Origin of the sequence: Caballeronia sp. PC1 (assembly GCF_021353155.1) — a bacterium.
Taxonomy (GTDB): Bacteria; Pseudomonadota; Gammaproteobacteria; order Burkholderiales; family Burkholderiaceae; genus Caballeronia; species Caballeronia cordobensis.
In genome coordinates this window covers 24,891-38,049 of the sequence record NZ_JAJUBH010000004.1, presented here as the reverse complement: position 1 = coordinate 38,049, position 13,159 = coordinate 24,891, and the positions used below count along the sequence as shown (strand labels likewise).

Below are 13,159 nucleotides of genomic sequence, written 5' to 3'. Positions count from 1 at the left end.
TCCTGGGGCGTATGAAAACGGTCTGCGCGCTCGTGACGAAGACCGACGAGCGCGGGGACCACTGGAAAATGGAAGGTCGTTGCGCGGCATGATCACAATCAGGCAATCCAAAAGCGTCTCCCGGCAAATGCGCGGCTTCCTGTCGCTCGCCGATTTCGAAGCAGCGGCCAGGCGAAGGCTGCCGCGCCCTCTTTTCGGTTACGTCGCGGGCGCGACGGAAGACAATGCGTCCCTCGCGGACAACCGCGCGGCTTTCAACGAACTCGGCTTCGTCCCGCGCGTACTGCGCAACGTGGCGCAGCGAAGCCAGTCGATCGAACTCTTCGGCGTGCGTTACGAGTCGCCCATCGGCATTGCGCCAATGGGCATCAGTTCGTTGACGGGCTACCGGGGCGACCTCGCACAGGCGCAGGCGGCGCGCGCGTGCGGTGTGCCCATGATTCTCAGCGCGGCGTCGCTCCTCCGGCTCGAAGAAGTCGTCGAGGCCGCGCCGGGAACATGGTTTCAGGTCTACATGCCGAGAACGCTCGAAGAGATGCGCGCGCTGGTGGAGAGAGTCAGCGCCGCCAACGTATCGACGCTAGTCGTCACGGTGGACTCGTCGGTCGTGCCGAATCGGGAGAACAACATGCGCAACGGCTTCAGGACTCCGCTCAGGCCGAACTTTCAGCTCTTGCGCGACGGCCTGACGCATCCGACCTGGTCGCTCTTCACGTTCCTGCGCACGTTGGTTCGTCATGGCATGCCGCATTTCGAAAATGCCTCGGCGCAAAGGGGCGAACCGTTGCTCTCGCGTCGAGCCAACCGGGATTTCAGCGGGCGTGAGCACCTGGACTGGGATGCGATCCGCGAAATTCGCGCGCGCTGGAAGGGACCGCTGGTGATCAAAGGCATTCTGCATCCGGACGATGCCGCGACCGCGCGAAACCTCGGCGCCGACGGCATCATCGTGTCCAACCATGGCGGCCGCCAACTCGACGGATCGGTCTCGCCGATGCGCATGCTGGCTCCCATCGGGGAAGCGTGTCCGGACATGCCGCTCATGATCGACAGCGGCTTTCGACGCGGCACCGACGTATTGAAGGCTGTCGCTCTCGGTGCGAAATGCGCTTTCATCGGGCGGCCAATGAACTACGCGGCGTGCGTGGGCGGCCAAGACGGGGTCGAGCATGCCATCGGTCTCGTGAAGGCAGAGATTCATGCGGATATGGGATTGCTCGGCGTGAATCGTCTCGACGAACTCGGGCCAGAATTCCTGCGACTGTTGAGGTTTGGGCCCGGTGAGCTGAGCGCGGGCGTGTATCGTTGATCGGATGCGAGCCCCCGCGCGGGCGAGAGCGGCGAGCGCAGCGACGCGCCGTGGACCTGGTCGCGCAAATAAGCGGTATATTGCCAGCTTGGCTCAATACGGCATCCGGAGACCGTCACGTGCAGCGCCTGAAGGACGTCAGAGGCACCCCAACGACCACGGCACCTGGGCAAGAGTCCGCGACCACGCTCAACCAGGAAGCCTATCGGCGTCTGGAGGAAATGATCGTGACGCTGGAACTGGCGCCGGGCGCGCTCGTATCTGAAGCCATTCTCAGCCGGCAACTCGGCATCGGCACCACGCCGATACGCGAGGCGCTGCAACGGCTTGCGCGCGAATACCTGGTGGAGATCATTCCCCGGCGCGGCGTGGTTGTGACGACCATCGACGTGCGCCGCCAGTTCGAAGTGCTCGAAACGCGACGCGAACTCGACCGGCTACTCAGCTCGGCGGCGGCGAGGCGGTCCAATGCCCTGGAGCGTAAGGCTTTCGCGGCTAACTTCGAGCGCACGGAACGGTCGGTCGCCGATGGCGACACGCGCGAATTCCTTCGGCTAGACGCCGAACTCAATCAATTGCTGTCCAAGGCTGCGCGCAACGCCACGGCGGCCGCGCTCGCTTCGACGTTGCACACGGTCTCCCGCCGCTTCTGGTTCTATCACCACGACCAGCACAATCCGCTCGGAGAGATCGGTCCGGTGCACTGCAACCTCGTCGAGGCGATTGCTTCCGGCGATCCGGCGCGTGCCGGGCGCGCCTCGAACCGCCTCATCGACTATCTCACCACCTTCGCGCAGTCGACACTCCCCCATCCGCTGCCCCTTGACTGATCGCTCGTCCCGGCCTGGCCTAAGCTCCCGTCGTAGATAGGGTTTTCTCGCAGTTGCAGGCTGCACGACAAGCGCCTTACTATCGCCTCATTACTGGCATGCCAGTCACATACCAGAAGGGAACCGAAACTTTTCCAAGGAGCGAAGACGATGGAGCAAGCCGAACTCAATACCGATTACGTCATTACGCCGCTGGCGGACGCGCTGGGCGCAGAAGTGACCGGTCTCGATCTCGCGCAGCCGATTCTTCCCGAGACGATCGCAGAAATGAAGCGAGCCATCGCGACATACGGCGTGCTGTGCTTTCGCAAGCAGTCGCTCACGGAAGTGCAGCAGATCGAATTCTCGAAGCTGTGGGGCCCGCTCGAAGACTTCCCGGAGGAAGACAAGACCGTATCGGCGCCATCGGTCTATCACGTGGCGAACGTAGCCGCAGACGGTCAAAGCCTGCCGGAAACCGATTTCCGCGTGATTTTCCAGAAGGTGAACGCGCGCTGGCATACGGACAGTTCGTATCGCTATGTGCCCGCGTATGTTTCTCTGCTTTACGGAATCGAAGTGATGCCGAAGGGCGCGCCGGGCGGACGCACAGGCTTTTCCAACATGGTCTCGGCGTATGCCGCGTTGCCGGAGGATCTCAAGGACGAAATCGAGCCGCTGCATATGGTTCATACGTACGAATTCGGCCGGCGGCTCTTTCCCGAACTCCCGCCTCTCACGAAATTCGAGAAGGAAGCCGTCCCGCCCGTGAGTCACCCGCTCGTTCGTGTACATCCCGATCGCAACTACGAGCGGTCGCTGTACCTGACGGCAAACGCCGGCAACGAAATCAGCGGTCTGCCATTGGACGAAGCCCGCGCGCTGCATCGCAAACTCGTGGAACACATTTCGCAGCCGCAGTTCACCTATTTCCACGAGTGGGAAAAGGGCGACCTCGTCGTATGGGACAACCGCACCATGCTGCACAAGGCCGAAGCCTACGACATGAGCAAGTATCGCCGCGTGTTCCGCCGTACGACCGTGGCGGGCGACGGCCCCGTGCTCGGTCCGTATTCGCGTGTGGTGATCAATCAGGCTCGCCCGCGTTGACCGCAGCCGCCTGACCGCCTGCAGTCGCGAATAAGCGATAACGGCCGCAACGTCTCGCGGCCTTCGGATAAAAACTCGGGAGGAGACACCATGCACGAGAAATCGACACGCCTGAAGCGAATCCAGGTCATGGCGATCGCGTTGCTGACGATCGCGGGCATCGTGAATTATCTTGACCGCAGCACCCTTTCAATCGCGAATCATTCGGTGAGTGCGGAACTGGGCTTGTCTGCTTCGCAGATGGGGTTGCTCCTCTCCGCGTTTTCCTTTGCCTATGCTTTCGCGCAGTTGCCTATCGGCGTGTTGCTGGACCGCTTCGGCGCACGGATCATGCTCGGCGTCGGCATGTTCGTCTGGTCGACCGCCCAGTTGTGCGGCGGACTCGTGTCGAGCTTGACGCAGTTTCTCGCTGCGCGCGTGGCGCTCGGCCTTGGCGAGTCGCCGAACTTTCCGGCGGGCGCGAAGGTCGTCAGCGAATGGTTCGGAGTGCATGAGCGCGGCAGGCCGACGGGCATTTTCATCACGTCGTCCACAATCGGTCCCGCACTCGCGCCTCCGGTACTGACCATGTTGCTGCTCCTGTTTGGCTGGCGCGCGATGTTCATCATCATGGGCGTGCTGGGCATCGTCGTGTCGATCGGCTGGTATCTGCTTTATCGCGACCGCCGCACGATGCCGCTCGACGCACGCGAACTCGCCTATCTCACTGACGGCGAAAGCGGCGAACGGGCGGAGCGCCGCATGACGATGCTCGAATGGCGCAGCCTCTTCAGCAAAGCGACGACGTGGGGCATGATCTTCGGCAACATGGGCGTGATTTACATGGTGTGGCTGTATCTGACCTGGCTACCCGCGTACCTGGAACACGAGCGGCATCTGTCGATAGCGAGCACGGGGTGGCTCGTATCGATTCCGTACCTGTTCGGCACGCTCGGCATGCTTTCGAGCGGCTTCGTCGCCGACGGGTTGATGGCGCGCGGCATGGCGCCCATGCGCAGCCGCAAATGGCCGATTTGCGTGGGTCTTGTCGGCGCGGCCCTCTTCACCGTTCCCGCAGCGTTCACGCCGAATCTGACGTTGGCAATGGTCTACCTTTGCGCTGCAATGTTCTTCGTGAACATGGCGAGCGGCGCGTGCTGGGCGCTTGCAACGGTTGCCGCGCCACGGCACATGGTCGCGTCGCTGGCGAGCATCCAGAATTTCGGCGGCTACTTCGGTGGTTCGTTCGCGCCGTTCATCACGGGCGTCGTCGTTGACACGACGCATTCCTTCGTCAACGCGTTTCTCATCAGCGCGGGTGTCGCGTTCGGGGCCGCCATCGTCTATATGTTCGTGGTGCGCCGGCGGATCGAAGAGCCGGAGGCAGACGTTTCGAACCTGGCTCTCTCGAGACTGAATTGATTGCCCGAAGACCGGTCGCCGGGTCGAGTTCGCGAGAGTCGGGATGCAGTCGCTTTCCCTCGCCGGCCGGTCGGACGGAAACGCGGCCCGCCTTTCATGCTTGTTGTCGACACTTTCAGAGATGTCCATGCATCCAGTTGGCAAGCCAACGGTGAATCATATTGGAGATCCTTCTTGGGCAACAGGGGAGCCTCACCGCGGAATTCACTCGTCCCGCAACGCTCGGATCAGCGGCTATGCTCCTGCCGACGCGCAGCCGAAGGTGTTTGCGTAGGTGGTCCGAAGACGCGGTGCGCAGCTATGGCTTCAGACCGGTAGGCGTGATCGTGGCGGGTTCGCCGTGATGAAGCGTAACCCGCAGTGAGATGGACATTGACTGCCATTCCAGCCCGCTCGAGCTGCACAGTTGATCGGCGCGAGCGCGACCGATTACTTGAAGGAAGATAGGTGCAGACGGTTATCATGGATGTCGCGCAAGGTGGACGTCGATGGCGCGGCCTTCTATGACGACGGGCTTATCGTCTAGTGACACGGTGCAATGGCGCATTGGAATGTCCATATGTGTGCGATTCACAGACATCATTTCACTTTCTTGAAGACCGCTTTTCTTGGCGTTCTAGACTTCGCGTCTTCTACCGGAGTCGCAACATCAAGCGCGCGCCGATGATGCTGGGCAAGGATCTTGTCGACTCGCCATTCGCGATGTCGGATTCGCTCTTTCTCCTCGTCGTAAGCGCTTTCCACCTGCTCCGCGAGAGGTGTGATTTCGCTCACTTCCGCGATTCGGTCAACCGGCGTCTTGCCCCCGAGTGAGCCGTGTGGGCGGCCCCAGTTGTACTCGAACTGCCACTCCTCAATTCGCCGGTCAATCGCATCCTCGGTTGGAGTATGGTGGGACCAGAATTCGTTAAGGTCAGCAAGCTGCGAGCGCTCGACCTTGCCATTGAGGTGTGGCGAGCGTGGCGGAATCGGTCGGAATTTGATGCACTCGCTCATCAAACGCCGCTGCACTGGTTCGGCGAAGAACTCGCCGCCCCTATCGGTCTGGATACGCTGGATAGGAAACGGCATCTCCTCGATCACGCGATCAAGAAAAAGCAGCGTATTACGGGCATTTCTGCGGGGATAGACGGCCAGTACGCGGAAGCGCGAGCAGTCGCCGATGGCCGTGTACTGATAGACGCCTCGCGCGATCTTCATTGTGTCCATCTGGACCCGATCCCCAGGAACCGGGCGGCTATAGCGTTTGGGATGTGCCGGCCGCCGGGAACGTACCAACGGCTTCACAGACGCTTCGCATAGCACCTTGTGAATGGTTGCAAGGGACAAGTCTCTTTGCTCGCGGAGTCGCAACTCGTTCTGGATCCGCCGTGCTCCCTTGTGTTCGGAACGCAGTCGTAGAATCGTCGCCCGGTCAGCCTCGGAGACCTTCCGGTTTGGACTGTTGAGAGGGCGGCGACTTTGAGAACGAAGACCTTCTTCTCCAGCATCCTGATAGCGTCGTAACCACTTGCGAAGTGTCGGTCTCGAGATAGCCACACCGTGCGCATACGAGACCGGCGTTGCCGGTCTCGTGATACATCGATTCCCACCGTAATCGTGTTGCGATCTCGCGGTCCATCGCTTCATTCTAGTTGAAACGATGTCTCTGAATCACACAAAAAGGAATGGGAATCGACCTGCAACTCCTGAGCAACCAGGAGAAGACGATGCTGGCTGATGCCCTGAAACAAACCGTTTCTTCCGGAATTTTAGCCGTCTTGGGGCTTGCTCGCAGTTCCTACTGCTATTACCGTGCACGTTGGCTCGTCGCTGATAGGCATGCGGGTGCGCGTCGCGTCATCGCAGACATCTTCGAGCGCAATCACCTCTGTTACGGCTATCGTTGAATCCGCGCAGCCCGGATAAGGCACCGACTGCTCATCTCGGAGAAACTGGTGCGACGCTTGATGCAACAGGAGGTCTGATCGCAGCCTCGATCAGACGACGTCGCTACGGCTGCTACCGTGGGGAAATAAGCCCTGCGCTGGAGAATTTTATCAATCGAGATTTCCGTGCAGCCGCCCCGAACCAGAAGTTCCAGCACGCGGCACCCTTCTTCAGAATCCTTGCGAAGGGATAACGGCGAAGCATGCGTTCATACGGGCGCATATCAACGAGCATAGTGTGCGCTCGATGTGCCACGTTCGCGGCGTTCATCGCAGCAACTAGTACGGCTTGCTTAAACACGGCGGACGCGCGCATGATTGAACGTTCGCTTCATCGACGACACGCCGCCATGGCTGACTATCTGAACACCGCAGCACTGATCGAGCACGCACGACGCGCGGAGGCCAAAGCCTCCGGTGCTTGCACATGCACGAAGACTCCGCTCGACGGCTGGCAATCCCAGCCGCTTTCCCTCGACGAAGCGCAGTTCCGCGAGATCGGCACCTTGCTGCCGGAAGACGATCCCGAACCGACCTACTCCGAATATCTTCCCAACGGGACCACCTACTGGGCGGCCGATGCGCCCATCGCGCCGCGTTACTTTCCGTACAACCGCTGCGGCCTGTGGAAATGTTCGTCCTGTGGCCGTCTCTATCTGCGCTATACCGAGGGCGGAAGCTATTTCGTCGATCGCAGGATCCGCGCCGTGTGTCTGGATCTAATCGAGGACGTGCCGCTCTGAACCGCCCTTGCGCCCAGGGTCACTGGCCCCGCGAGGGAGTCGCGCCAACTTACACCATCAATCCTAGCGTATTTGATGATTCGGGTCTCCCCGATCCTGGCATCGTGAAGCGGTCGGTGACCATAGCCCAGACCTTGGCCGACCTCCCCGTGGTGGCACGCCAAGGAAAGCATTCCGACGTGTGCCCGTCCACTCGAAGCGGGTCAGCGCGCGACGACGAAGTGCTCCTCCGACACCACACGGACTTCTAGACCGCTAACGCTCACAGCTGGCGAATCAGGCCGAAACCCAGCAAGTTGCCCTGGAACGCGGCGATCTGATCCCGCGTCACCACCCGCTTGAACCGATCAATTCAATGCCCGTATCCAGCGGATAGACCGGTCGTTTCAAGTTCTGAACGAGAAAAGGCCGTAGTCGGAACTCGTGACGCCACGGCTATCGCATTCAACGAGGCCACCCGAAATCGGCACAAACACAGGGCGGCAATACATGCGCGACTTGAACATCAAGAACTTGGCGGCACGCGGATCGATACCGACGCTCTCGAACATGCTTAGATCCCACGGTTCGTGCGTACGCTCCGTGACGAGGATGCGGGCCGTCGGCGTTTCAAGCACCGCCGCGCGACCCATGTACGCGTGTTGTCCGGTGTAAGTCGGACGAGTTCCATTCGCCTGCCGTGAGTATTTCGGTAAACCTGACGACCATCATCCAAACGTCATATGCGAAAAGACAGGCCCCTCGGGCCTTAGCTTCCGACCATCTTCATCGCGCTCATGGTTATCGCGACTCCGAATATGTTTATGAAGCGTTTGACCCAGATGGGCAGTTCAAACTCCTCCACCTGTGGGCGGCTAAATTCCCCCAGGCAGGACCAGTGGATTATGCGTCGGATTCCTCAGTGACGGCAAGCCTGGTCGCTGCTTCCCGGAGGCGATAACTCTTTCCTTCAAACTCGAGTAGTTTGGAGCGATGCAGGAGACGGTCAAGAATCGTCGAGGCCATGGTGCTGTCGCGAAGGTAGCGCCCCCAGTCCTGGACGATGCGGTTGGATGTGACGAGAATGCTGCGGCGATGCTTGTATCGTTGGTGAACAAGGGTCTGCAGCAGTTCGGCTGCGGCATCAGGGATGCATTTGGCGAGGAACAGATCGTCAAGCACGAGGAGTTCGGGCTCAACGAGTGCCTTGAGCAGACGGTCCTGATCGGCCCGTGTTTCCACAGCATAGCCGGCGAACACGGTGTCGGACTCGACGTAGCGCACCTTCATTCCCTGCAGGGTGGCGTTGTAGGCGATGGCCTTGGCGACGTGGCTTTTGCCGGTGCCCGTTTTTCCTATCAGCAATGCGTTGTCGCTGTCGGCGACGAACTTCAGGGTGTGTAACTCGAAGCAAGCCCGACGAGGTACTTTGGGGTTGAAGGACCAGTCGAAGTCACTCAAGGTTTTTCGCTCGTCCAGACCGGACTGCTGGTAACGTCGTTCGAGAAGCCTGGATTGCCGCCGATCGAGCTCGTCCTGCAGAATCATGGAGAAGGTTTCGAGGAACGGCTGCTGGCTGGCCTGGGCTTGCAGCACCCTGGTTTCCAGCGTCGCGCTGATGCCAGACAGACGCAGTTCGCGCAGGGCGCGGTCAATTTCAGCGAGGCTCATGCTCAAGGGAGATCTCCGTTGGGTGATGACATGGCGGCGCTATGACTGGCGCCGAGGGTGAACAGGTCGGCATAGTCGTCGCCGTCCCGGATGAGGTGATGTTCCTGAGTCAAGGGCAGTTCGCCCTGAAGGGGCGTGTCCAGGTCAGCCAGCGCCTGCTCCAGCAGACGCTCGGTCAGCGCTTTGACCTGCTTGTAGCTGGTCACACCTTCTCTCATGGCGATCTCGCACGCCGAATCGATCAGGCGGCGGGGGTACCGACGGACGAGACCGACGATGCCCCCAGAGCTTGCGCTGACCGATTCGTCCTTCGGTGTCGAACAGTTGCTGACACAAACGCTCGGCGGACGGCCCGATCGCCTTTGCCTGCAACAGGATGCGGCGCGTTTCCCGAGAGGGATTGAACGGTCGCTCATCCTGCGGCAACACCACCGATCCCGGCTTGTCGGCCAGAACGTGCGTGCGCAGCAATGCCTGTGTCTGGAGGTTACGGACTTCCAGGCGACGGGCAAACTTGCGCACGAGCACCCGGCTGCCGATGGGAGCCGGTCGGGCGGCGTAACTGCTGTGATCCACCCGTACGCATGTGTCGTCGCAGACCGTGTAGACCTTGTCGATGAAGTATTCGAAGCCGCGTGCGGGCAAGGCACGCAGATGGGGGCGCTCTTCCTCGAACATCGCCTGAACCTGGCGGCGGGTGCTGCCGTGGATCCTTCTGGCCGCCCAGTTCGATTCCCATTGATCAAGGAAGGCGTTTTGCTCCTCGATCGATTCGAATCGTCGCCCCTTCAGGGCCGTGCCCTGGGTGTGCTGGATTGCGCTCTCGACGGTGCCCTTGCGATTCGGATCCCGTACGCGGGCTGGGTCCGCCACTACGCCGTAGTGAGCGAGCATGGCGGCATACACTGGATTGAGCTCCGGCTCGTACAGGTCCGGTTTGACTACGCCTTCCTTCAGATTGTCCAGAACGACGTATTGCGTGACGCCACCAAAGTGACGCCAGGCCTGCTCGTGCAGTTCAGCCCAGACCTGTTTGCTGGACTTCCACACGACGCGGCGGAAGCTGCGCCGCGAGTAACGCAGCGTCATTACGAACAGCCGGGGCTTGCGGTATCGGTTGGTGCCCGGCACCCTGGTCAGGGCGCCTTCGCCATAGTCAACCTGCGCCTCTTCGCCAGGCATGAAGTCCAGCCGGTCGAACTGGGCCGGCTCGTGCCGACGCATTGTCCGGACGAACCTCTTGACGCTGTCGTATCCGGCGGCAAAGCCGAATCGGTCCACCAGATCCTGGTAGATGGCCATGGCATTGCGCCGAAGCCACAACTGAGCCTCTATGAACCCCCGGTGAGGCTCGCAAGCTGATATCTGGCTGCCCTTTGTCGGTGGGCATGGTGGAGGAATTTGCAGCGCGGAGCCGGTGGGCACCGTGGGGGAATTTGCTTGCGCCGCTGCGAATTGCTCTTGGTACTTGCGAATCGTCTTCCGATCAACCCCGGTAACCCGGGCGATTTCCCGCTGACATTTGCCCGCGGCGACGAGTGTGGCGATGGTTGTTTGCAGATGCGGCTTCAAGACGTTCACTCCAGCCACCCCTCTTGTTCATTCTTCGAGAGGTGCACGGTAACGTCCTGCCAGACCGCGTCAGCATCATGCTCCGCGTGTCTCTAGGTGGGGGATTTCGAGGTGCCCACAGGTGGGGGAATTTGCCCGCCCATCGGGGCGTTTGATGTTGTAGGCTAGCACCTGAAGACTCATCTCGGTGCTCACCGGCTTGAGCGTCCGCGTCAGAAAGTGTGTCGCACCCATCCACTGCTTAAGCGTGCCGAAAACATGCTCGACAGTGCTTCGTCGGATTGTCATTGCATCTGGCTTCCGATCGAGCCGTCGCTGCATGACTTCGAGTATGTGTTCGTGCTCCCATCGTCGGATGCGGCGATAGTCGCTGGGCGAACATCGCTCCTTTAAATGACAATGCGGGCATGCGCTGGACCAGTAAACTTGAAGATTCATGCCATGTTCGACTGTCATGAATCGACGAATCGCACGTTCGCCGGCGGGGCATCGATATTCATCGTGCCTTGCAACGTAGATAAAGTCGCGCTTGGTGAAAAGGCCTTTCTTTCTTGACGCTGATGTGAGCGGCTTTGGGACATACGCCGTGATACCTGCCAGTTCGCACGCCCGGATATCCGGACCGCTGAAATAACCTCGATCGGCCAGAACCTTCAATTGAGACTTGCCCATCGTCTTTCTTGCCGCAATCGCCATTCCGCTAAGTTGTCCGTGATCGCCTCCGACATTCGTCACTTCGTGTACAAGGATCAGATGATGCTACGCGTCCACGGCGACCTGAACGTTGTAGCCAACTGTTCCGGTTCTTTTGTCACCGCTGGTCATCGAGCGTGAATCCGGATCTGTGAGAGGTAGCTGTTTGTCCGGTTGGGTTTTTAGCTGCTTTCGGATCTGCTCGAGCTCTCGCATCCGTTGGCGTAAGCGGGCGATCTTCTCGTGCAAGCGCACCGTCTTCACATCGAAACCTGTTGGGCTGGTGCGGTCTGCGCTTTCGATCGCGTCGAGGTAGCGTTGCACGCTTTCTTCGATTTGCTGCGGACGCTTGTCGATCTTGCCTTCTGTGTAGTTCCGGTCACGACTGTTCACAGCTTTGAACTTACTGCCATCGATGGCCACTGTATCGCCGGAGAGCAGCTTCAGCCCTCGGCACAACCCGACGAAACGGCGACACACGCTGCGAATAGCCGGACCGTTGTCGCGGCGAAAGTCTGCGATGGTCTTGAAGTCTGGCTGCGTATTTCGGCGAACGTGACCGCCGATTTCGGGAACGTGACCGTTTGACGCGGTCGGCGTTGCGCGGTGTCGATTGTAGATTTCCTTGCTAGTTTTGGTCGAGTTCTGGTTCGAGCACGCTGGGTTTCGGAGATGGTTTTCTCAGAGATTCGCCCGTCAGTTTGATGCGGTGATGTCGCTGCATAAGGCGATCTAGCATTGCGTCGGCGATCGTCTCGTCGCCTATCCAGCCATGCCAGTGTTCGATTGGTAGCTGGCTGGTCACGATCGTGGCTTTACCGGCAGACCGGTCATCAATCATCTCGAGCAAATCGTTTCGAACCATCGCGTCGAGGGGAGCCATACCCCAATCGTCCAGCAGGAGAACATCAACGCGAGCGACCTGCAGCAACCATTTGGTGAAGCCACCGTTGCCGTGGAGGACGCGCAGTTCCTCGCCGAGACGCGGAACGCGCAGGTACAACGCGGAGTGCCCGCGTCGGCAGGCATACTGCGCGAGTGCGCAAGCGAGCCATGATTTACCGGCACCGGTTGGGCCGCTAATGAGCAGGCTGTATCCCGAGTCGACCCAGTCACCGAGAGCCAGGCTCGTGAGCGAACGTGGGTCCACGCCTCGACCAGCGCGCGTGTCGAGATCTTCGATGGCGGCCTGCGGATACTTCAGGCGCGCTTGCTTGAGCAGTCGGGTGCGGCGACGATCATCGCGCCAACTTGCTTCCCGGTCGACCAGCAACGACAGGCGTTCCTCGAAGCTCAGAGCCGCCGTGCCGGGCTGCGTCAGTTGCTCTTCCAATCCGTCAGCGAACCCATCCAACTTGAGGGTGCGTAGTTGCGTCAAGGTTTGATGCATCATCATGGCGGGTTCTCTTTATTGGTAGTAGCTGGAGCCGCGTACATGCGCGTGACTCGGACTGACCCATTCGACAGGCGTGGTCGCTGCCGCGCGGTCGCGGTTGTTGATGAGGATGTCGCGCACGTGGCGGTAACGATGTACACCCAATTCGAGCGCCAACGCGCACGCCGCTTCGAGACGGTCGCGACCATAGCGACGTGAGAGCGAGAGCAAGCCAAGGCACGCCCGATAGCCGTGCTCGGGATGGCGCTGTTCCTGCAGAAGCCGCGCGACGAGCGCGCCGGTGGCGCCGCCAATCTGCTGACCCCAGTGGATAAGCCGCTGCGGAGTCCATTCGAGATGGGCGCGGTGTGCCGCCGGCATGTGCTCGACGACGGTGGTGTAGCCTCCCACGCGATCGTTGCGTGCATGGCTGGCCACACGGCGACCGCGATGCAACAACTCGACGGCACCCGCTGTGATGCGCGCATCGAGCTTGAGTCCAACAAGCGCGTGAGGAACGCTGTAGCGATGTTTATCGATCTCGATGTGGTAGTCGATGTGTTCTGTGG

Annotated in this window: 7 protein-coding genes and 6 pseudogenes; 6 read left to right on the top strand and 7 right to left on the bottom strand. The window is 60.4% G+C overall.

Features of this window, described 5'->3' with window-relative positions; translation table 11 throughout:
- Positions 1 to 88 precede the first annotated feature (88 nt).
- The 4 genes from LY284_RS33320 to LY284_RS33305 all read left to right on the top strand — a co-directional run bounded on the left by LY284_RS33320 (position 89) and on the right by LY284_RS33305 (position 4,629).
- Positions 89 to 1,309 (top strand): alpha-hydroxy acid oxidase, encoded by a 1,221-nt coding sequence (locus tag LY284_RS33320; protein ID WP_233391174.1) that lies wholly within the window; start codon positions 89 to 91, stop codon positions 1,307 to 1,309.
- Between the two features lie 119 nt (positions 1,310 to 1,428).
- Positions 1,429 to 2,139 carry a GntR family transcriptional regulator gene (locus tag LY284_RS33315; protein WP_233391172.1) on the top strand — a complete coding sequence of 237 codons (711 nt, stop codon included), beginning with the start codon at positions 1,429 to 1,431 and terminating at the stop codon, positions 2,137 to 2,139.
- Positions 2,140 to 2,289: 150 nt separating this feature from the next.
- The gene (locus tag LY284_RS33310; protein WP_233391170.1) at positions 2,290 to 3,228 is read left to right on the top strand and encodes a TauD/TfdA family dioxygenase; all 939 of its coding nucleotides are present in this window, start codon (positions 2,290 to 2,292) and stop codon (positions 3,226 to 3,228) included.
- Positions 3,229 to 3,318: 90 nt separating this feature from the next.
- Positions 3,319 to 4,629, top strand: coding sequence for an MFS transporter (locus LY284_RS33305; RefSeq protein WP_233391168.1), 1,311 nt, complete (start codon positions 3,319 to 3,321; stop codon positions 4,627 to 4,629).
- A 579-nt stretch (positions 4,630 to 5,208) separates the two neighbouring features.
- Here LY284_RS33305 and LY284_RS33300 read toward each other — a convergent pair.
- Positions 5,209 to 6,250, bottom strand: a pseudogene (locus tag LY284_RS33300) (IS481 family transposase).
- A 31-nt stretch (positions 6,251 to 6,281) separates the two neighbouring features.
- Here LY284_RS33300 and LY284_RS33295 point away from each other — a divergent pair.
- A pseudogene (locus LY284_RS33295) lies at positions 6,282 to 6,742 on the top strand (IS3 family transposase); the annotation flags it as partial.
- A gap of 165 nt (positions 6,743 to 6,907) precedes the next feature.
- Positions 6,908 to 7,300 (top strand): hypothetical protein, encoded by a 393-nt coding sequence (locus LY284_RS33290; RefSeq protein ID WP_233391167.1) that lies wholly within the window; start codon positions 6,908 to 6,910, stop codon positions 7,298 to 7,300.
- Between the two features lie 327 nt (positions 7,301 to 7,627).
- On the opposite strand, the pseudogene LY284_RS33285 reads toward LY284_RS33290, so the two are convergent.
- From LY284_RS33285 to LY284_RS33260, 6 genes and pseudogenes are all read right to left on the bottom strand, one after another.
- A pseudogene (locus tag LY284_RS33285) lies at positions 7,628 to 7,959 on the bottom strand (MlrC C-terminal domain-containing protein); the annotation flags it as partial.
- 223 nt (positions 7,960 to 8,182) lie between these two features.
- Positions 8,183 to 8,950 carry an IS21-like element helper ATPase IstB gene (istB, locus tag LY284_RS33280; RefSeq protein WP_233392055.1) on the bottom strand — a complete coding sequence of 256 codons (768 nt, stop codon included), beginning with the start codon at positions 8,948 to 8,950 and terminating at the stop codon, positions 8,183 to 8,185.
- A 2-nt stretch (positions 8,951 to 8,952) separates the two neighbouring features.
- Positions 8,953 to 10,531 (bottom strand): annotated as a pseudogene (gene istA / locus LY284_RS33275) (IS21 family transposase).
- Between the two features lie 66 nt (positions 10,532 to 10,597).
- A pseudogene (locus tag LY284_RS33270) lies at positions 10,598 to 11,752 on the bottom strand (IS1182 family transposase); the annotation flags it as partial.
- A gap of 91 nt (positions 11,753 to 11,843) precedes the next feature.
- A complete protein-coding gene (gene istB, locus LY284_RS33265) occupies positions 11,844 to 12,611 on the bottom strand; it encodes an IS21-like element helper ATPase IstB (RefSeq protein ID WP_014190255.1) in 768 nt (255 codons plus the stop codon).
- A 12-nt stretch (positions 12,612 to 12,623) separates the two neighbouring features.
- A pseudogene (locus tag LY284_RS33260) lies at positions 12,624 to 13,151 on the bottom strand (IS21 family transposase); the annotation flags it as partial.
- Positions 13,152 to 13,159 lie beyond the last annotated feature (8 nt).